This is a genomic window from Pseudomonas sp. FeS53a (assembly GCF_000931385.1).
Taxonomy (GTDB): Bacteria; Pseudomonadota; Gammaproteobacteria; order Pseudomonadales; family Pseudomonadaceae; genus Metapseudomonas; species Metapseudomonas otitidis.
This window is the reverse complement of the sequence record NZ_JYFT01000017.1, coordinates 13,346-32,888: the sequence shown is the minus strand read 5'-3', so window position 1 is coordinate 32,888 and position 19,543 is coordinate 13,346. Positions and strand designations below refer to the sequence as shown.

The window sequence follows — 19,543 nt, the reverse complement described above, 5'->3', positions numbered from 1 at the left end:
GGGGGCATGGTGTCAATTGCAGGTGTTACCGAGCTGTTACGGCGTTACCGCCAGCGCGGAAAGGCCCTCGATGCGCTCCAGCCCGGCGTAGGGGCAGGCGTCCAGCAGGGCCTGGAGCGGCCGGCCGTCGGGCAGTTGCAGGTCGGGTGCGATCTCGGCCAGGGGATACAGCACGAAGGCGCGGGCGTGCATGTGGTAGTGGGGGACCTGCAGGCGCGGCTCGTCGATCTGCCGCTGGCCGAACAGCAGGATGTCCAAGTCGAGGGTGCGCGGGCCCCAGCGCTCGTCCTTGCGTACGCGCCCCTGGGACAGTTCGATGGCCTGCAGGGCGTCGAGCAGGTCCAGGGGGGCGAGGTCGGTGTCCAGCGCGGCAACGGCATTGCTGTAGCGGGGCTGGTCCGGTGGGCCGAGGGGGTCGCTGCTGTAGAGGGACGACACGGCGCTGAGCTGCGTGCCGGGGAGGGCGGCCAGGCCCGCCAGGGCATTGCGCAGCTGGCTGGCCGGGTCCGACAGGTTGCTGCCCAGCCCGATGTAGACGCGCTCCATCTTATTCGCCAGCCGGGGCGCTGCCTTCGCTGCGGGGGCCGCGCTTGCGACGGCCGCCGCCACGGCGACGCTTGCGCGGTGCGGCACCGCCTTCGTCGCGGCTGCTGAGGTCGCGGATCATGGCGCGGCGTTCGCTGTCGCTGGCGTCCTGGTAGTCGGTCCACCAGTCGCCCAGGCCGCCGGTTTCCTCGCCCGCGCTTTCACGCAGCAGGAGGAAGTCGTAGCCGGCGCGGAAGCGGGGGTTCTCCAGCAGCAGGTCGGCACGCTTGCCGCTGCGGCGGGGCAGGCGCTCCTGCATGTCCCAGATCTCGCGGATCGGGATAGTGAAACGCTTGGGAATGGCGGTGCGCTGGCACTGCTCGAGGATCAGGCCGTGGGCGGCTTCCTGGATCGCCGGGATCGGCGGCATGCCCTTTTCCTGCAGCAGGGCGGCACGGACGGGCAGGGCCGGCCAGAGCAGGGCGGCGAAGAGGAAGGCCGGGGTGACCGGCTTGCCGAGGCGGATGCGCTCGTCGGTGTTGGCCAGGGCCTGGCGGATCAGGGCGCCAGCGTACTCGGGGTCGCGCTCCAGGGAGGCGGCGGCCGCCGGGAACAGCGGGGCGAAGAGGTCGTACTCCAGCAGCAGTTCGAAGGTGCGCTCGGCCTTGCCGCCGAGGAACAGCTTGAGGACTTCGTCGAACAGGCGTGCGGAGGGGATGTCCCGCAGCATGGGGGCCAGGCGACGGATCGGTGCGGCGCTGTGCTTCTCGATCTCGAAGCCCAGCTTGGCGGCGAAGCGTACGGCTCGCAGCATGCGCACCGGGTCTTCCAAGTAGCGCTGTTCGGGGTCGCCGATCAGGCGGATCAGGCGGTTGCGGATGTCGTGCACGCCGTGGGCGTAGTCGAGCACGCGCTCGGTGACCGGGTCGTAATAGAGGGCATTGATGGTGAAGTCGCGGCGTTGCGCGTCTTCTTCCTGGTTGCCGTAGACGTTGTCACGCAGGATGCGGCCGCTTTCGTTGCGCGAGGACTGGTTGCTGTCTTCGTCATCACCCTGGGGGTGGTTGGCGCGGAAGGTCGCGGTCTCGATGATTTCCCGGCCGAAATGCACATGGACCAGCTTGAAGCGGCGGCCGATCACCCGGGCATTGCGGAACTCGGCACGCACCTGCTCGGGGGTCGCGTTGGTGGCGACATCGAAGTCTTTAGGGTCCAGGCCCAGCATGAGGTCACGGACGCAGCCGCCGACCAGGTAGGCCTGGTAGCCCGCCTTCTGCAGGCGTTCCACGACGTTCACCGCGTTACGGCTGATGTCCGCGCGGTCCAGCGCGTGCTGGCGGTTGCTCAGGACTTCAGGTGTGCTGCGGGGATGCTGGGTGCGGCGCAGGGGAGAGCGAAAGGACTGGATCAGCTTCTTCAGCATGGGAGGCACTGTGTGTGGGATGGGCGGCCGGAACGAATGAGAGACCGCACGATGGGCGCGGATTCTAGCACTGGGCGGGGGGATGGTGAAGGAAGCGGCGGGAGTGTGTCAAAGCTACTGGGGGAGCCGAAGCTCCCCCCCAAACTGGTGCGTGCTTTGTTTTTATTATTGAGCCGGGCTTGCTGTTCTTTTTGTTTGACCCGTACCAGCAGATTCGTGATCTCTGGATATGCCCTCGAATCGAGGGTCAAGAGCAAACGGATTGCTTTGGATGCTGATGGTGCCGTGATCATTCGATCCAACCAGTTCGGGTGCTGCCTGAGTAAGCAGTTTTATTGTTCTCGGCCTGGTCGTGGGGCGAGCCCCAATGGCAACTCCTCTCCAAAAGAATCAGTTAGCTGCGCCTCCGCGGTTTTGTTCTTGTTGTGCTGGAGTCGGTGCGTATTGTTCTTGTTGTGGGGTTACTACGGTTTTTATTGTTGTTGTGCCAGAGATAAAGCAGTTGCCGTGCCAACTTTTGAAAATCCTTTAAAATCAACGAATTGCGTAAAACAGGGCATGGCGGTGAGGTACAAAAAAGCCGGGTTTCCGTTACCGACTCACCCGGCTTTTGTTACGAGAGGTTTTTGCGGTAACAGCCTGGGGAACTCCTAACCGTTCCCACGGTCACGCGCAACCTCGGGCGGTCAGGAGGTGGCAGCCCCCGATTTGCGCCGGGGGATGCCCAGGCGCTGGCGGCGTTCCCACAGGCATTTGCGGCTGATGCCCAGCTTGCGGGCCAGTTCGGTCTCGGTCATGTGGTCCTGATGCTCGAGGACGAAATGCTGGAAGTAGTCCTCGAGGGACAGGTCTTCCGTGGGTTCGTGGGTGCTGGCGGCCGTGGCCTGGGTGGGGCCGTCGAGGAAGTCGTCGTCCTCCAGGTCGGCCAGCTCGATGTCGATGCCCAGCAGGTCTGCCGAGATATCCGGGCTCTCGCAGAGAATCACCGCACGCTCGATGGCGTTCTCCAGTTCACGCACGTTACCGGGCCAGGAGTAGTGGCGGATGGCTTGTTCCGCGTCGTGGGCGAAGCGCAGCTCTTCGCGCCCCATGCGGGTGCACTGGCGCGCCAGGAAGGCGCGGGCGATTTCGATCACGTCGTTACCGCGTTCGCGCAGCGCGGGCAGCTTCAGGGAGATGACGTGGAGGCGGTAATAGAGGTCTTCGCGGAACTGGCCGGTCTTGGCCAGCGTCTTGAGGTCGCGGTGGGTGGCGGCAATCAGGCGCACATCTACCTTCTGCGACTGGACCGAGCCGACACGGCGGATCTCGCCTTCCTGCAACACCCGCAGCAGGCGCGCCTGGGCTTCCAGGGGCAACTCGCCGATTTCGTCGAGGAACAGCGTGCCGCCGTCGGCCGCTTCGACCAGGCCAGCGCGGCCGGCGGTGGCGCCGGTGAAGGCGCCCTTCTCGTGACCGAAGAGTTCGGATTCGATCAGGGTTTCGGGAATGGCTGCGCAGTTCACCGAGATCATCGGCGCCTTGGCACGGCGGGAGAGGTTGTGCAGGGCACGGGCCACCAGTTCCTTGCCGGTCCCGGATTCGCCCTGGATGAGCACCGTGGAGTCGGTGGGGGCGACCTTGCGGATCTTACTGTAGAGCTCCTGCATGGCGGAGCAGGAGCCGATGATGCCGATTTCGCCATCGGCCTGAGGCGCGCTGCTCTTCTCCTGGGTGTGGGCCGGGGCACGTTCGGCTGGGGCCGCCTTGTTCTCCTGGCGGTCCTTGATGATGCGGGCGACGGCCTGGAGCATTTCGTCGTGGTCGAAGGGCTTGGCGATGTAATCCACCGCGCCCATCTTCATCGAGTCCACCGCCGAGCGCAGGCTGGCGTAGCTGGTCATGATCAGCACCGGGGTGCCCTGGGCCAGCTTGATCAGTTCGGTACCGGGGGCGCCGGGCAGGCGCAGGTCGCTGACGATGAGGTCGAAACCGGGGATGCTGTAGCGCTCCTGGGCCTCCTGGACAGACCCGGCTTCACTGACCTGGTACTGGTTGCGCTCGAGCAGGCGGCGCAAGGCGGAACGGATGATGGTTTCGTCTTCGACGATCAGGATATGTGGCATTCGGTTCAGCTCTCTCGACAGTCTCAGATGGCAGCGCTGGGCGCTTCGGCGAAGCGTGGCAGTGTCACCCTGAAACGGGTGCCGCGCTGCTGCTCGGGGTCGGCCGGGCTTTCTATGGTGATGTGGCCATAATGCTCTTCCACGATTGAATAGACCAGCGCAAGCCCCAGCCCGGTCCCCTTGCCGGGGTCCTTGGTGGTGAAGAAGGGCTCGAACAGCCGGTCCATGATCGCCTTGGGAATCCCGCTGCCTTCGTCCTCCACGATCAGCTCCACGGCATGGTCGGAGATGGCGCTGCGCACGCGGATCGCACCGCCCTCGGGCGAGGCGTCGCGGGCGTTGGACAGCAGGTTGATCAGCACCTGGGCCAGGCGCTGGGGGTCACCCTCGACGATGTGGTGCGGGTCGCAGAGGTTGAAGAACTGCACATCGACGCTGCGCCTGTTCAGGGACAGCAGGCCGATGGCTTCCTGGGCGACGTCCGCCAGGCACACCGGTTCCGTGGCCTGCTGGCGGGCGCCGGCGTGGGCGAAGCTCATGAGCGACTGCACGATGCGCGACACCCGTTTGGTCTGCTCGAGGATCTGCCCGCTGATCTCGGTCAGCTCGGCGTCGCCCTCGCGCTCTTCCCGCAGGTTCTGCGCCAGGCAGGCGATGCCGGTGATGGGGTTGCCGATCTCGTGGGCGACCCCGGCGGCCAGGCGGCCGATGGACGCCAGCCGCTCGGAGTGCACCAGCTTGTCTTCCAGCAGCAGCGTGTCGGTCACGTCTTCCACCAGCACCACCAGGCCACTGTTACCGGGGGCCAGTGGCTCGTCGATGGCGGCCTTGTGCAGGTTCAGCGAGCGCACCTGGCCTTCCAGCGGCAGGCGCTGCTTGTGCAGGTGTTCGTCGGGCTGGCTGATGAAGCTTTCCAGCAGGCCCCGCCAGGGATCGCTGATGGCGGAGAGCCGCGAGCCGACCACGCGCTGCGCGGGAATCTCGGTCAGCTCCTCCATGGCGCGGTTCCACATGAGGATTTCCTGGTCCTTGGCCAGCGAGCACACCCCCATCGGCAGCTCCTGCAGCGTGCGGCGGTGGTAGCGGCGCAAGGCGTCGAGCTCGGCGGCCAGGCCGGTGAGCCGGGAGTGGTAGTCCTCCAGGCGGCTCTCGATGAAGTGGATGTCCTCGGTGACGTAGCCCTCGCTGCCGGATTTGTACGGCAGGAAGGTCTCCACGATGTCCTGTGCCACGCTCGGCCCCATCAGCCCGGAGAGGTTGGCTTCGATGCGGTCGCGCAGGCGGCGCAGGGCGTAGGGGCGGCGTTCGTCGAACGGCAGGTGAAGGTCGCGCAGGGCCTGCTCCACCTCCTTCTGTGCGGTCTTCGCACCCAGCGGCTTGGCCAGTTGCTCGGAGAACTCCTGGGGTGAGGCTGCCACCAGTTCGCGGCGTTGCGGTCGGCGCACGTTGTCCACGGCGCAGGCCTCGGCGGCACCACGTTCCTCGGGGCTGGCCTCGGTGAACAGCGAGACCAGGGTGAACACCAGCACGTTGGCCGCCAGCGAGGCGATGGCCGCGATGTGCCAGCTGGTGTCGTCGAGCACGTAGATGGCGTTGAACAGCGGCACGTAGATGCCCTGCAGGTTGCCCAGCAGGGGCAGCAGCATGGAGAACATCCACACGCCGATGCCCGCCATCAAGCCGGCGATGAAGCCCCGGCGGTTGGCGGTCGGCCAGTACAGCACCGAGAGCGCGCCGGGAAGGAACTGCAGGGTGGCGACGAAGGCGACGATGCCCAGGTTCGACAGGTCCTGCTCGGCGCCGAGCAATAGATAGAAGCCGTAGCCGGCCATGATGATGGCGACGATCAGCGCCCGGCGGGTCCACTTCAGCCAGCGGTAGATGTTGCCTTCCGACGGCGGTTGGTAGAGCGGCAGCACCAGGTGGTTCAGTGCCATGCCGGAGAGCGCCAGGGTCAGCACGATGATCAGGCCGCTGGCGGCAGAGAGCCCGCCGATGTAGGCCAGCAAGGCGAGGGCATCGCTGTTCACTGCAATGCCCAGGCCCAGGGTGAAGTATTCCGGGTTGGTGGTGGCGCCGAGCTTGAGGCCGGCCCAGAGGATCAGCGGTACCGCCAGGCTCATCAGCAGCAGGAACAGTGGCAGCCCCCAGCTGGCGCTGACCATGGCGCGGGGATTGAGGTTCTCGGTGAAGGTCATGTGGTACATGTGCGGCATGACGATGGCCGAGGCAAAGAACACCAGCAGCAGCGTGCGCCACGGGCCTTCCTGCAGGGGGGTGTGCAGCGTCGAGAGCGCCGCCTGGTTCTGCAGCAGCCACAGCTCCAGTTCGTGAGGTCCGCCGAACACGCCGTAGAGCGCATAGAGGCCGATGCCGCCGAGGGCGGTCAGCTTCACCAGTGACTCGAAGGCGATGGCGAACACCAGCCCCTCGTGCTTCTCCCGCGTGGCGATGTGGCGCGCGCCGAAGAGGATGGTGAACAGCGTGATCAGCGCGCAGAAGCCCAGGGCGACCCTGTCGTGCACCGGCTCGCGGGTGAGGATGCCGATGGAGTCGGCCACCGCCTGGATCTGCAGGGCCAGCAGGGGCAGTACGCCGATCAGCATGAACAGGGTGGTCAGTGCCCCGGCCCAGGTGCTGCGGAAGCGGAAGGCGAACAGGTCGGCCAGGGACGAGAGCTGGTAGGTGCGGGTGATCCGCAGGATCGGGTAGAGCAGCACCGGCGCCAGCAGGAAGGCCCCGGAGATGCCCAGGTAGCTGGCCAAGAAGCCGTAGCCGTACTGGTAGGCCAGCCCCACCGTGCCGTAGAAGGCCCAGGCACTGGCGTACACGCCGAGGGACAGGGTGTAGGTGAGCGGGTGGCGGACGATGCGACGCGGAACGAAACCGCGATCGCTCAACCAGGCGACTCCGAACAGGGCAAAGAGGTAGGCCGCGCTGATGAGGATCAGCTGGCTCAGGCTAAAGCTCGTCAGCATCGCGTTGACTCTGCAGGATGAAGGTCACCACGATCAGGATCAGCCAGAGCAGGTAGGGGCGATACCAGGCCCCGTTGGGGTCGATCCACCAGTCCATGATGGCCGGGGAAAACAGGTAGATCCCCACCACCAGGAGCAGTACCAGTCGGTAGATATACATGCCGCATCTCACATCGAGGGTGCGGCGATGGTAGCGAATGCCCCGTGCCGGTGCGAGTGCGCTCAGCGCAGCTGGGCTTCGGCCAGGGTGCGGGTGCGGGGGATGCGCGTGGCGTCCCAGTGGGCGATGCCCCAGTCCAGGGCTTCGCGGGGCGTGCCGCCGGCGAGGTCTTCCGGTGGCTGCTGGCCGAGGGCACGCAGGGCGCGGGCCAGCAGTGGTGCGGCACGGTCGGCCGGCAGGGGCGGCGAGCGGTAGGACTTGCCGAGCTTGTGGCCGTCCGGCTGGATGATCAGCGGCACGTGCAGGTAGCGTGGCTGCGACAGGCCCAGCAGCTCCTGCAGGTACAGCTGGCGTGGCGTTGAGTCCAGCAGGTCGGCGCCGCGCACCACGTCGGTGATGCCTTGCCAGGCATCGTCCAGCACCACGGCCAACTGGTAGGCATAGAGGCCGTCGCGACGGCGGATGACGAAGTCCCCCACCTCGCGGCCCAGTTGCTGCTGGTACAGGCCCTGCACCCGGTCGGTGAAGCGGTAGACCAGCTCCGGTACGCGCAGGCGTATGGCCGCATCGGCCTGGGCGTGGCAGGCGTTGCGGCAGAAGCCGGGGTAGATGCCGTGATGGCCTTCGAGCTGCTTGCGCGAGCAGGTGCAGGCGTAGGCCAGCCCCTGGGCGAAGAGCCGGTCGATCACCTGGGCGTAGGCGTCGTGGCGGTCGCTCTGGCGCACCAGCTCACCGTCCCATTCGAAACCGTAGGCCTCCAGCGTGGAGAGGATTGCCACCTGGGCACCCGGCATCTCGCGGGGCGGGTCCAGGTCTTCCATGCGCAGCAGCCAGCGACCGCCGACAGCGCGGGCATCGAGGTAGGAGGCGAGGGCGGCAACCAGGGAGCCGAAGTGCAGGTAGCCGCTGGGGGTTGGAGCGAAGCGGCCGACGTAGGAAGACGGAGGCATGCGGGCGTGAGCCTGTTGAAACGAAACGGGGCGCCGTAGCGCCCCGTTCTGGGATCAGGAACCGAGTTGCTTTTCCTTGATTTCCGCCAGGGTCTTGCAATCGATGCAGAGGGTGGCGGTGGGGCGCGCTTCGAGGCGGCGGATGCCGATCTCGACGCCGCAGGAATCGCACCAGCCGTACTCGTTGTCTTCGATCAGCTGGAGGGTCTCGTCGATCTTCTTGATCAGCTTGCGCTCGCGGTCACGGGCACGCAGTTCCAGGCTGAATTCTTCTTCCTGGCTGGCGCGGTCGGCCGGATCGGGGAAGTTGGCCGCTTCGTCCTGCATGTGGTGGACGGTGCGGTCGACCTCTTCCATCAACTCGACCTTCCACCTGTTGAGGATATTGGTGAAGTGAGCGCGCATGCGGTCGCTCATGTACTCCTCACCCTTGGTTTCCTGATAGGGCTCGAAACCACGGATCAGTTGGCTGCTCGTTTGCTTAGCTTTGGTGGGCATGAATGGCCGCCTCTCACTTTCTCTAATCCATTTCGCAGGAAGCTGGTCCGTCGCCGACACTGCCGGCCCTGCGGCTGCAAGCGGGCGAACTTACCAGAACGGTTCAGGCCACGCCACTCCCAGTTATCGCGGTTGCTGCGGGCGTCCCGAAGCATTGGTTAGAATCCGCGCTTTGTGTCGATGAGGGAAGGCCGATGGCCCAGTCATACAGTGCACGCAGCCGTGCCATAGAACCCTTCCACGTCATGGCGCTGCTGGCCCGCGCCAACGAGTTGCAGGCCGAAGGGCACGACGTGATCCACCTGGAGATCGGCGAACCGGACTTCACCACCGCCGCCCCCATCGTCGAGGCCGGGCAGGCCGCGCTGGCCGCCGGGCATACGAGGTACACCGCGGCCCGTGGCCTGCCGGAGCTGCGCCGCGCCATCGCTGGCTTCTACGGGCAGCGCTACGGGCTGGACATCGACCCCGAGCGCATCCTCATCACCCCCGGCGGCTCGGGCGCGCTGCTGCTGGCTTCGAGCCTGCTGGTCGACCCGGGCCGGCACTGGCTGCTGGCCGACCCCGGCTACCCCTGCAACCGGCACTTCCTGCGCCTAGTGGAGGGCGCGGCCCAGCTGGTGCCGGTGGGCCCCGAGACCCGTTACCAACTGACCCCGCACCTGGTGGAGCGCCACTGGGATGCCCAGAGCGTCGGCGCCCTGGTGGCCTCGCCGGCCAACCCCACCGGCACACTGCTGCACCGGGACGAGCTGGCGGCACTGTCCGACAGCCTCCGGGGATTGGGCGGACACCTCGTGGTGGACGAGATCTACCACGGCCTCACCTATGGCGTGGACGCCGCCAGCGTGCTGGAGGTGGATGACGACGCCTTCGTGCTCAACAGCTTCTCCAAGTACTTCGGCATGACCGGTTGGCGCCTGGGTTGGCTGGTCGCCCCGCGGGAAGCGGTACCGGAGCTGGAAAAGCTGGCGCAGAACCTCTACATCAGCGCACCCTCGATGGCCCAGCACGCCGCGCTGGCCTGCTTCCGCGAGGACACCCTGGCGATCCTGGAGGCGCGTCGCGCCGAGTTCGCCCGCCGCCGCGACTACCTGCTGCCCGCCCTGCGCGAGCTGGGCTTCGGGATCGCCGTCGAGCCGGAAGGGGCCTTCTATCTATATGCAGACGTTTCGGCCTTCACCCAGGACGCCTATGCGTTCTGCCAGCACTTCATCGAGACCGAGCATGTCGCCTTCACCCCCGGCCTGGATTTCGGCCGGCACCTGGCCGGCCAGCACGTGCGCTTCGCCTACACCCAGAGCCTGCCGCGCCTGGAAGAGGCGGTCGCGCGCATCGCCCGTGGCCTGCAGAGCTGGGCGGCGCGAGCGTGAGGTTCGATCCGCCGCTTGAAGAGGGCCGGCTGCTGCGGCGCTACAAGCGCTTCCTGGCCGACATCGAGACCGCCCAGGGGGAGCAGTTGACGATCCACTGCCCGAACACCGGTTCGATGCTCAATTGCATGAGCGAAGGCTGTCGGGTGTGGTTCAGCCGTTCCAACGATCCCCGGCGCAAGTTGCCCGGGACCTGGGAGCTGGTGGAGACGCCACAGGGCCGCCTGGCCTGCATCAACACCGCGCGGGCCAACCCGCTGGTGGAGGAGGCCTTGCTGGCGGGGCGGATCCCCGAACTGGCGGGGTTCACTGCGCTGAAGCGGGAAGTCGCTTATGGCGTGGAGAACAGCCGTGCCGACTTCCGCCTCGACTACCCCACGGGTGCGCTCTACGTCGAGGTGAAGAGCGTCACCCTCGGCTTCGAGGGCACGCCCGTCGCGGCCTTCCCCGATGCAGTAACCACCCGGGGTGCCAAGCACCTGCGGGAGCTGGCGCACCTAGCGCGGGAGGGGACCCGTGCCGTGCAGCTGTATTGCGTGAACCTCTCCGGCATCGACGCCGTGCGGCCGGCACGGGAGATCGACCCGCACTACGCCCAGGCCCTGGCTGATGCCCACGAGGCCGGGGTGGAGGTACTGGCCTACGGCGCGGAGTTGAGCCCCGAAGGCATGGTGTTGACCCGCCGCCTCAGCCTGCAGCTGTAGGCGTAGCCTCCAGCCAGATGCCCTGTCCGTCCTCCCGGCAGGGCAGGGCGCGCAACGCCTGGCCCACGCAGGGGCCGGTAACGCATTCACCGGTCTCGATCAGGAACAGCGCACCGTGGGTGGCGCACTGGATCAGGCTGCCGCTGGCATCGAGGAACTGGTCCGGCTGCCATTCCAGCGGGATCCCCCGATGCGGGCAGCGATTCTCGTAGGCGTAGACCTGCCCGTCCCGGCGTACCAGCAGCAGCTTCCTATCGTCCACCGTCATCCCGCGGCTCTGGCCTTCCGCCAGGGCGCCGGGTTCGCACAGCCATTTCATCAAGGGCACCTCCATCACGGGGAGGCATTATCCCGCACCGCCGGAAGTCGCCAAGAGGGGAGCGCGTCCTTGCGCTTGAAAGGAAAGGGACACGGATTCTTTACCGTCGGCAGCCTGCTCGTTCGTCATGTCACTGCAGAAGGCGTCGAAGTCAGGTCGGGGCGCACCTTACGTCCCTTGACTTGCAAATGCAAATAATTATCAATTTGTGCGCGGTGCCCATCTTTCGCCGCCCGGTTGATCCGTGATTAGAGGAGCCCTTCGATGATGCCGTCCGTTGCCCCCACGCGTTCTCCCCTCTACCAGGCCTGGCAGGCGCTGCGCGGGGAGCAGCCCCACCTGCGCGCCCGCGATGCCGCTCGCCAGCTGGGCGTCAGCGAGGCCGAACTGGTCGCCGCGCGCCTGGGTGTCGACGCGGTGCGCCTGCGCCCGGAGTGGCCGGTGCTGCTGCCGGCCCTGGAAGCCTTGGGTCCGGTGATGGCGCTGACCCGCAATGAGCACTGCGTCCACGAGCGCCATGGCCCGTACCGCGAGGTGACGATCAGCGGCAATGGCCAGATGGGGCTGGTGGTGTCGCCCGATATCGACCTGCGGCTGTTCCTGGCGGGCTGGGCCAGTGTGTTCGCCATCGCCGAGGACACCCCGCGCGGCACCCAGCGCAGCCTGCAGGTGTTCGACAGGCAGGGCATGGCGGTGCACAAGGTCTTCCTGACCGAGCGCAGCGAAGTTTCTGCCTGGGCGCCGCTGGTGGAGCGCTTCCGTGCCGAGGCGCAGTGCGCCGAGCTGGACCTGCAGCCGCTGCCGGAGGCCGAGCCGCCCCGGCCCGATGCGGCGATCGACGTCGCCAGCCTGCAGGCGGGCTGGGCCAACCTGAAGGACACCCATCACTTCTTCGCCCTGCTCAAGCAGCACGGCGCCGCGCGCACCCAGGCCCTGCGCCTGGCGGGCGCCGAATGGGCCGAGCCGCTGGCCCCGGCCGAGTTGCCGCGCCTGCTGGAGCGGGTCGCCGAGCAGGCGGTACCGGTGATGGTGTTCGTCGGTAACCGCCACTGCATCCAGATCCACACCGGCCCGGTGCAGAACCTGCGCTGGATGGACAGCTGGTTCAACGTCCTCGACGCGGATTTCAACCTGCACCTGCAAACCACCGGTGTCATCGAACTGTGGCGGGTGCGCAAGCCCAGCAGCGACGGTGTGATCACCAGTTGGGAAGCCTTCGACGCCGGGGGCGAGCTGGTGCTGCAACTGTTCGGCGCCCGCAAGCCTGGCCAGCCCGAGCGCCCGGACTGGCGCGCCCTCGCCGAGTCGGTGCCGGCGCGCTGACCCGGCCCTCTTTCATGACGCCCCGGGTCCGGGGCCTGCACTGCTACATAAGGAGTCGATATGCCCGCCCCGAGACACCTCGCCGGCCTTTGTGCCGGCCTGCTTTTCTGTTCCCTGGCGTCGGCCGATGCCCTGCCCCAGCGCTGGGTGAGCGCGGGAGGGGCGGTCAGCGAATGGGTGGTGGCGCTGGGGGGCGAACCGCGGCTGGTCGGCGTCGACACCACCAGCCAGCACCCGGAGCGCCTCAAGCGCCTGCCCAGCGTCGGCTACCAGCGGCAGCTGGCGGCGGAAGGGCTGCTGTCCCTGCGCCCCGAGCTGCTGGTGGGCACCGAAGAAATGGGGCCGCCGCCGGTGCTGGCGCAGGTGAAGGCGGCCGGGGTGCAGGTAGAGCAGCTGTCCTCGCAGCCGGAACTGGCGGCTCTGGCCCACACCCTCGAACGCCTGGGCGCGTTGCTCGGTGACTCTGCACGGGCTGAGCAAGCCCGGATCGACTATGTGGCGCGGCTGGACAGCCTGGCGGCCCATGTCCGCGAGGCCCAGGGAAAACAGACTGCGCCACGCGTGCTGCTGCTGGTGGGGCATGCCGGCAGCAACCCGCTGGCGGCTGGCAAGGGCACCTCGGGCGCCTGGATGATCGAGCGCGCCGGTGGCTTCAACGTGGCCGATCATTCCGGCTACAAGGCCCTGTCCAACGAGGCATTGGCGGCCCTCGACCCGGAGGTGGTCGTCGTGGCCGACCGGGCGCTGGTGGGCGAAGCCGCGCGGGAGGCGCTGCTGCGCCAGAACCCCACCCTGGCGCTCACCCGGGCCGGGCGCGCGGGCCGCTTCCTGATGCTGGACCCGACCTTGCTGGTGGGCGGACTGGGCCCCCGGCTGCCGGATGCGCTGGCGGCGTTGTCCGCCGGCTTTTATCCTCAGGCCCCCGCCCCGGATGCTGAGCACCGAGCCACCCCATGAAGCCCGTGTTGTCGCCACGCCTGCTGTTCATCGGCCTGTCCCTGCTGCTGCTGGTGGCGCTGTGGCTGTCCCTCGCCCTGGGGCCGGTGAGCCTGCCGCTGGATGCGACCCTGCGGGCGCTGCTGCGCCTGGTGGGCGTGCCGCTGGACGGTGACGGGCTGGAGCAGGCCGAACTGATCCTGGCGCAGATCCGCCTGCCGCGAACCCTGCTGGGGCTGGCGGTGGGGGCCGTCCTGGCGGTGTCCGGGGTGGCGATGCAGGGGCTGTTCCGCAACCCCCTGGCCGACCCAGGCCTGGTGGGCGTCTCCAGTGGCGCGGGGCTGGGCGCGGCCGTGGCCATCGTCGGTGGCGCGGCGCTGGGCGGTCTGCCGGAGGCTCTGGCGCCGTACCTGCTGTCCATCAGTGCGTTCGCCGGCGGTTTCCTGATTACCGCTCTGGTCTATCGCCTCGGTCGGCGCGACGGGCAGACCAGCGTGGTGACCATGCTGCTGGCCGGCATCGCCCTCAACGCCCTGGCCTTCGCCACCATCGGCCTGTTCACCTACCTGGCCGACGACGCCACCCTGCGCACGCTGACCTTCTGGAACCTGGGCAGCCTGAACGGCGCCAGCTACGCACGCTTGTGGCCGCTGTTGGTGGTGGTGCTGGCGGTGATCGCCTGGCTGCCGCGCCGGGCCAGCGCATTGAATGCGTTGCTGCTGGGCGAGTCGGAGGCGCGGCACCTGGGGTTCGATGTGGAGCGCCTCAAGGGCGAGCTGGTGTTCTGCACCGCGCTGGGCGTCGGTGCGGCCGTGGCCGCCTCGGGGCTGATCGGCTTCATCGGGCTGGTCGTGCCGCACCTGGTGCGCCTGCTGGCCGGGCCGGACCATCGTGTGCTGCTGCCGGCTTCTGCCCTGGCGGGGGCCAGCCTGATCCTGTTCTCCGACCTGGCCGCGCGACTGGTGCTGTCGCCGGCGGAGCTGCCCATCGGCATTGTCACTGCCCTGGTGGGGGCGCCGCTCTTCCTTTACCTGCTGCTGCGAGGGCGCGCGTGATGCTACGTGCCGAAGGGCTGTCGATCCGGCGAGGCCATACGGTGGTGCTGGAGGGAGTTGACCTGGCCGTCCGGCCGGGCGAGGTGCTGGGTGTGCTCGGCCCCAACGGGGCAGGCAAGAGCACCCTGCTTGGCGCGCTGTGCGGCGAACTGACGCCGGCGAGCGGGCAAATGCTGCTGGCGGGCCGCCCGCTGGCTGGCTGGAAGGGCCCCGAGCGGGCTCGGCAACTGGCGGTATTGCCGCAGAGCTCCAGCCTGGGCTTTGCCTTCTCCGTCGAGGACGTGGTGGCCATGGGGCGCCTGCCCCACGCCACCGGCCGCGCGAGGGATGCGGAAATCGTCGGCGAGACCCTGCACGCGGTGGATGCCGCTCACCTGGCGGGGCGCAGCTACCTGGCCCTGTCCGGCGGTGAGCGCCAGCGTGTGCACTTGGCCCGGGTGCTGGCGCAGCTCTGGCCGGGCGGGGAGGGGCAGGTGCTGTTGCTGGACGAGCCGACCTCGGCGCTCGACCCCCTGCACCAGCACACCACCCTGCAGGCGGCCCGGGCATTCGCCCGGCGCGGCGTGGCGGTGCTGGTGATCCTGCATGACCTCAACCTGGCGGCGCGCTACTGTGATCGCCTGTTGCTGCTGGCCGAAGGGCGTCCCCAGGTGCTGGGAACCCCGGAGGAGGTGCTTCGGGCCGACACGCTGGAGGCGGTGTTCGGGCTGGAGGTGCTGGTGCAGCGCCACCCGGAGCGCGGGCATCCCCTGATCGTTGCGCGCTGAGCATGCTTGCGAGGTCGACATGAGGTTCATCCTGGTCTGCGGTTTTCTCCTGCTGGCGGCCTGCCAGTCGCTCCCTCCCGTGCCGGCCTGGCAGAGCCCGGAGGGGCGGCAGCACCCGGACCTGGGCGTCATCCTCGACCTGCGTGACGGGCGCCGCCTCTCCCCGGACGAACTGGTGGACGCCCTGGCGCCGGTGCCCCGGGTGCTGGTGGGTGAGCAGCACGACAACCCGGACCACCACGCCCTGGAGCTGTGGCTGCTGCAGGCGCTGGAGCAGCGTCGGTCCCAGGGCAGCCTGCTGATGGAGATGCTCACGCCGTCGCAGCAGGCCAGGGTCGATGCCGTTCGCGGTCAGTCGGTGGCGGACCTGCCCAAGGCCCTGGATTGGGAAGGCGGATGGGACTGGTCGCTCTACGGGCCGCTGGTGCGCCATGGGGTGGCCCAGCCCTATCCACTACTGGCGGCCAATCTGGATCGTGATGAGATCCTTGCCATCTACCGGCAGCCGCCGCGCCTCGAGGGCGCTGCTGCGACGGCGCCGGCCGTGCAGGCCAAGCTGACGGAGCAGGTGCGCCAGTCTCATTGCGGGTTGCTGCCGGAGAGCCAGTTCCCACCCATGGTGGCGGTGCAGCAGCAGCGGGACCGGCGCATGGCCGAGCGCCTGCTGGCCGCCCCGGCGCCGGCGCTGCTGGTGGCCGGCAGCTACCATGCCCGGCGCGATCTTGGGGCGCCGCTGCACCTGGCGGACCTCGGGCTGGAGCCTGACCAGGCGCGGGTGGTGATCCTCGCCGAGGCCGGCAAGGCCGTTGATGCCGCCGAGGCGGATTTCGTCTGGTACACCGCTGCCGTCACCCCGATGGACCACTGCGCCGAGATGCGCAAGCAGATGCACACGCGCCCTTGAATCCACCCTGTTGGCGATCCCGGAGCCCGTATGGCTGAACTGAACGACCCTGAGCTGGCCACCCTGGCGGTCCGCCTGCTCGACCTGACCTCCCTCAACGACACGGATGACGAGGCGACCATCGCGGCTCTTTGCGCCCGTGCGCTGACGCCCGTTGGGGCGGTGGCTGCCGTCTGCATCTACCCGCGCTTCATCGGCTTCGCCCGGCGGCGCCTTGATGCGCTGGGTGCCGAAGCCGTGCGCGTGGCCACCGTGGCCAACTTTCCCCAGGGTGGCGTCGATGTACGGCGAGCACTGGAGGAAACCCGGGCGGCCGTGGCCGATGGGGCGGACGAGGTGGACCTGGTCTATCCCTATGCCGCATTGCTGGCGGGCGATGCCCAGCCGGGGCGCGATCTGGTGGCGGCGTGCCGGGAGGCCTGCGGGGATCGGGCGTTGCTCAAGGTGATTCTCGAGACCGGGGCGCTGGCGCGGCCGGAGCTGATCCGCCAGGCCAGCCGTGATGCGATCACGGCGGGTGCCCAGTTCATCAAGACCAGCACCGGCAAGGTGCCGGTCAACGCCACGCCGGAGGCGGCATCGCTGATGCTCGGGGTCATTGCCGAGCACGGCGGTATGGTGGGCTTCAAGGCGGCCGGCGGCTTGCGGACCCTGGCGGATGCGCGCTGCTACATCGAGCTGGCACGGGCGACGCTCGGCGCGCAGTGGGTAACGCCCGGGCATTTGCGGCTCGGTGCCTCGGGCCTGCTGGCCGAGTTGCTGAAGAGCCTGGGTGAAGCGGGCGAAGCCGGAACAGGCGCTGGCTACTGAGTCATTCCCACCTTCCCAACGTTCCCGAGCGAGGCTGTCATGACCACACCCCACATCAACGCCCGGCCGGGTGACTTTGCCGAGACCGTGCTCATGCCCGGTGACCCGCTGCGGGCCCGGGCCATCGCCGAAACCTTTCTGGAAGACGTGCTAGAGGTGAACGCGGTGCGCAACATGCTCGGCTATACCGGCCGCTACCGAGGGCAGCGTGTTTCGGTGATGGGGTCGGGCATGGGCATCCCCTCCATCTCGCTCTACGCCCATGAGCTGTTCAGCCAGTTCGGCGTGCAGCGAATCATCCGCGTGGGCAGTTGCGGGGCCTTGCAGCCGGACGTCCACCTGTACGACCTGGTGATTGCTCAGGGCGCGTCCACCGATTCCGGCGTCAACCGCAAGCGCTTCGGCGGCTTCGACTTCGCCGCGCTGGCGGATTACCGCTTGCTGGCGCGTGCCGTGAATCGAGCCGATGAAATGGGAATGACCGTGCACGTGGGCAATGTGTTTTCCGCCGACCTGTTCTACGAGCCGGCGGCCGACTGGATGGTGCCCATAAGCCGGATGGGCATCCTCGCCGTGGAGATGGAGGCGGCGGGGTTGTATGGCGTGGCCGCGGAACTGGGGCGTGAGGCCTTGGCCGTGCTGACAGTGAGCGACCAGCTGCTGACGGGGGAGCGCCTCGGGGCTCAGGCGCGCCAGGAAGGGCTCCACGACATGACCCGGCTGGTGCTTGAAGGCGTGATCGTCTGAGGGCGGTAAACCCAGGTGGGGCGAGGCTTCCAGCGGTTTTCTGCAGGCAAAAAAAGACCCGGCAAACTGCCGGGTCAATAACCGTGATTAGCCTGATGAGGAGATAATCTGAAGAGTCCGACTGCTTGGTCTCTCAGCTTACCGGCTGATCTCGCGACCAGTTGTGGTAATAATAACAATTCTCATTTCGTGGTCAAGCGCAGGATGTAAAAAAATTCGTCAGAACAGGATGAACGGTCATCAGCCATGAAAAAGCCCGGCATGTGCCGGGCTTATTGTAGGGCTCTGTGGATCAGCCTTCCGGGTTCGCCTGGCGCTGCTGGGTGATTTCCTTGTTCAGCAGGTCGATGCGCCGGGCCATGCTCTCGATGAGGCTGTGGGCGATGCGCGGGTTGCTCTGCATCAGGCTGAGGAACTGGTCCTTGGGGATCACCATCACGGTGCAGGGCTCGCTGGCGATGACGGTGGCGCTGCGCTTCTCGCGGGTGAACACCGCCATGGCGCCGAAGATCTCGTCCTTCTGCACGTCGCCGACCTTCTGGCCGTCGACGAAGGCTTCGGCATGGCCTTCGATGATGATGAAGACGTGGTCGGCCTCGTCGCCCTGATGGATCAGTTCTTCGCCGGCGGCGAAGTGCTGGAAGCCGGTGGAGGGGCGGATTTCCGGCTGTTTCAGTCGGGCCAGAGCATCCGAAAGCAGGGCGGTGTGACCGATCAGGTACTGGATGAAGAGTTCCTGGCGCTGCTCATCGGCATAGATGTGCTTGAACACAGCGCTGCGGGAATAGGGGATGAGGCTGACGGGCTCGTCGCTGCGGTAGCGGCAGCTGGGCAGTTCGATGCCTTGGCGCAGGCCCACCAGATCGCCCTCCTGGAGGTAGAACAGCGGACGTTCGTCGACCAGGGCGTGCAGCAGGCCATTCTCGATGATGAACAGCTGATTGCCGGGCAGCTCCCGGTTCAGGTCCTCGACCGACTCGAAGGAGAGCGGGGGGCCGGAAGGTTCAAGCCCGTCGAGCAGCTGGCTGGGAATGCTTTGCAGTCGGTTGATCAGCTGGTCGGCGTAAGCAGGTTGCTCCCCGAGTAGGTACATGTCGGTAAATTCCTTGGACTGACTGGACTTGGACGCACGAACGTCCCTGAAACAATAGGGCGCATCGGTACGAACGTAAATCACCGAACGCCGGTGTTGTGAGCTAGCTCCTGTTGTTTTGCGGGAAAGACTCGAGCTCTCCGTTGAGCTGGGCCTTGTGGCCCGGGGGCAGCTCGTTCCAGTGCACGTCCAGCAGGGCTCCTTCGATGGCGTAGAGGAGCACTTTGGAGGCGCGGAAGCCACGGGCCTTTACCGCCCGATAGGCGCCCACGGCACCCAGGCGGCGAAGGTCGGACGCGTTATGGATGCCTACCGCGTGCAGCCACTGCGCCGAGGTCTTGCCCAGGTTCTTCAGGTTCTGCAATTCATCGTTCATCGAGCCTCCTTGCAATGGGTGCGCGAGAGGACAGGTTTCCCGGTGTCGCGCCCAAGAGTGTAGCGGGCGGTCAGGCGGACGTGGCCGCATGACATCACCCGCTCGACGGTTGGTCAGCGGTGGGTGTTGTAGCGCAGGCGGGTGCCGAAATTCACCGACATGAGCAGCTCGTCCGCCGCCAGTTCGGTGGGGAAGTAGGCGCCCGAGATCTGTGCGTGAGCGATGCTGGCGCCCTGCAGCTGGGATTCGCGGAAGTCGATGCCGCGCAGGTCGGCACCTCGGAAGTAGGCGTCGGTGAAGTCGACGCCACGGGCATCCAGGCCGCGCAGGTCGACGCCGCGGAAGTCACCGCCGCGCATGTCGACGGTGCCGTCGGCTGGTTTCTGGGCGTTGAAGCCCGCGATGTCGTCGTTGCGGAGGAGGAGGTAGAGAGGCGAGTCGAGCTGATGGGGAAGTGTCATGGCGGGGCTCGTCCGTTGAGGGTTCCCCGGGAGTAT

20 protein-coding genes are annotated in these 19,543 nt (G+C 67.4%); 9 read left to right on the top strand and 11 right to left on the bottom strand.

All coding sequences use genetic code 11. The features are described from left to right. Positions 1 to 36 precede the first annotated feature (36 nt). From folK to dksA, 7 genes are all read right to left on the bottom strand, one after another. Positions 37 to 546: a 2-amino-4-hydroxy-6-hydroxymethyldihydropteridine diphosphokinase gene (gene folK, locus SZ55_RS06825; RefSeq protein WP_044403337.1), complete on the bottom strand. Its 510-nt coding sequence runs from the start codon at positions 544 to 546 to the stop codon at positions 37 to 39. Between the two features lies 1 nt (position 547). After that, complete coding sequence (locus SZ55_RS06820; RefSeq protein ID WP_044403335.1) at positions 548 to 1,948, bottom strand: polynucleotide adenylyltransferase PcnB; 1,401 nt, start codon at positions 1,946 to 1,948, stop codon at positions 548 to 550. Between the two features lie 686 nt (positions 1,949 to 2,634). After that, positions 2,635 to 4,053 (bottom strand): sigma-54-dependent transcriptional regulator, encoded by a 1,419-nt coding sequence (locus SZ55_RS06815; RefSeq protein WP_044403333.1) that lies wholly within the window; start codon positions 4,051 to 4,053, stop codon positions 2,635 to 2,637. A gap of 23 nt (positions 4,054 to 4,076) precedes the next feature. Beyond that, on the bottom strand, positions 4,077 to 7,031 hold the full coding sequence (locus SZ55_RS06810; protein ID WP_044403331.1) for a sensor histidine kinase: 2,955 nt from the start codon (positions 7,029 to 7,031) through the stop codon (positions 4,077 to 4,079). Then, positions 7,015 to 7,191, bottom strand: a complete 177-nt coding sequence (locus tag SZ55_RS27920; protein ID WP_003095129.1) for a hypothetical protein — start codon at positions 7,189 to 7,191, stop codon at positions 7,015 to 7,017. Before SZ55_RS27920 ends, SZ55_RS06810 begins: the two co-directional genes overlap by 17 nt. A gap of 62 nt (positions 7,192 to 7,253) precedes the next feature. Then, entirely contained in the window at positions 7,254 to 8,141 is an 888-nt protein-coding gene (gluQRS, locus tag SZ55_RS06800; protein WP_044403329.1) for a tRNA glutamyl-Q(34) synthetase GluQRS, read from the bottom strand. A 54-nt stretch (positions 8,142 to 8,195) separates the two neighbouring features. Then, positions 8,196 to 8,639 (bottom strand): RNA polymerase-binding protein DksA, encoded by a 444-nt coding sequence (gene dksA, locus SZ55_RS06795; protein WP_044403327.1) that lies wholly within the window; start codon positions 8,637 to 8,639, stop codon positions 8,196 to 8,198. A 194-nt stretch (positions 8,640 to 8,833) separates the two neighbouring features. On the opposite strand from dksA, the gene SZ55_RS06790 reads away from it, so the two are divergent. Together SZ55_RS06790 and sfsA are read left to right on the top strand one after the other, a co-directional pair. Then, complete coding sequence (locus SZ55_RS06790; RefSeq protein WP_044403325.1) at positions 8,834 to 10,012, top strand: pyridoxal phosphate-dependent aminotransferase; 1,179 nt, start codon at positions 8,834 to 8,836, stop codon at positions 10,010 to 10,012. Next, positions 10,009 to 10,716, top strand: a complete 708-nt coding sequence (sfsA, locus tag SZ55_RS06785; RefSeq protein WP_044403323.1) for a DNA/RNA nuclease SfsA — start codon at positions 10,009 to 10,011, stop codon at positions 10,714 to 10,716. Before SZ55_RS06790 ends, sfsA begins: the two co-directional genes overlap by 4 nt. Here the strand turns inward: sfsA and SZ55_RS06780 are convergent. Continuing rightward, positions 10,700 to 11,035 carry a Rieske (2Fe-2S) protein gene (locus tag SZ55_RS06780; RefSeq protein WP_044403321.1) on the bottom strand — a complete coding sequence of 112 codons (336 nt, stop codon included), beginning with the start codon at positions 11,033 to 11,035 and terminating at the stop codon, positions 10,700 to 10,702. The two genes, sfsA and SZ55_RS06780, sit on opposite strands and share 17 nt — an antisense overlap. A 264-nt stretch (positions 11,036 to 11,299) precedes the next feature. Here SZ55_RS06780 and SZ55_RS06775 point away from each other — a divergent pair, with 264 nt between their 5' ends. From SZ55_RS06775 to deoD, 7 genes are read left to right on the top strand one after another with little or no spacing between them, the layout of a single operon-like run. Then, the gene (locus tag SZ55_RS06775) at positions 11,300 to 12,358 is read left to right on the top strand and encodes a hemin-degrading factor (RefSeq protein WP_442963692.1); all 1,059 of its coding nucleotides are present in this window, start codon (positions 11,300 to 11,302) and stop codon (positions 12,356 to 12,358) included. A gap of 60 nt (positions 12,359 to 12,418) precedes the next feature. Continuing rightward, positions 12,419 to 13,315, top strand: coding sequence for a heme/hemin ABC transporter substrate-binding protein (locus SZ55_RS06770; protein ID WP_044403319.1), 897 nt, complete (start codon positions 12,419 to 12,421; stop codon positions 13,313 to 13,315). A 50-nt stretch (positions 13,316 to 13,365) separates the two neighbouring features. Then, positions 13,366 to 14,349, top strand: coding sequence for a FecCD family ABC transporter permease (locus SZ55_RS06765; RefSeq protein ID WP_162484933.1), 984 nt, complete (start codon positions 13,366 to 13,368; stop codon positions 14,347 to 14,349). Further along, positions 14,349 to 15,116, top strand: a complete 768-nt coding sequence (locus SZ55_RS06760) for a heme ABC transporter ATP-binding protein (RefSeq protein ID WP_044403315.1) — start codon at positions 14,349 to 14,351, stop codon at positions 15,114 to 15,116. Before SZ55_RS06765 ends, SZ55_RS06760 begins: the two co-directional genes overlap by 1 nt. A gap of 19 nt (positions 15,117 to 15,135) precedes the next feature. Next, entirely contained in the window at positions 15,136 to 16,020 is an 885-nt protein-coding gene (locus tag SZ55_RS06755; protein WP_044403313.1) for a ChaN family lipoprotein, read from the top strand. 30 nt (positions 16,021 to 16,050) lie between these two features. Then, complete coding sequence (gene deoC, locus SZ55_RS06750; RefSeq protein WP_044403311.1) at positions 16,051 to 16,830, top strand: deoxyribose-phosphate aldolase; 780 nt, start codon at positions 16,051 to 16,053, stop codon at positions 16,828 to 16,830. Between the two features lie 39 nt (positions 16,831 to 16,869). Then, positions 16,870 to 17,577: a purine-nucleoside phosphorylase gene (gene deoD, locus SZ55_RS06745; protein ID WP_044403310.1), complete on the top strand. Its 708-nt coding sequence runs from the start codon at positions 16,870 to 16,872 to the stop codon at positions 17,575 to 17,577. A 292-nt stretch (positions 17,578 to 17,869) separates the two neighbouring features. Here deoD and SZ55_RS06740 read toward each other — a convergent pair whose 3' ends face one another. From SZ55_RS06740 to SZ55_RS06730, 3 genes are all read right to left on the bottom strand, one after another. Then, positions 17,870 to 18,670, bottom strand: coding sequence for a Crp/Fnr family transcriptional regulator (locus SZ55_RS06740; protein ID WP_044403309.1), 801 nt, complete (start codon positions 18,668 to 18,670; stop codon positions 17,870 to 17,872). 103 nt (positions 18,671 to 18,773) lie between these two features. After that, on the bottom strand, positions 18,774 to 19,046 hold the full coding sequence (locus tag SZ55_RS06735) for a TfoX/Sxy family protein (RefSeq protein ID WP_044403307.1): 273 nt from the start codon (positions 19,044 to 19,046) through the stop codon (positions 18,774 to 18,776). A 113-nt stretch (positions 19,047 to 19,159) separates the two neighbouring features. Further along, a complete protein-coding gene (locus SZ55_RS06730; RefSeq protein ID WP_044403305.1) occupies positions 19,160 to 19,507 on the bottom strand; it encodes a pentapeptide repeat-containing protein in 348 nt (115 codons plus the stop codon). Positions 19,508 to 19,543 lie beyond the last annotated feature (36 nt).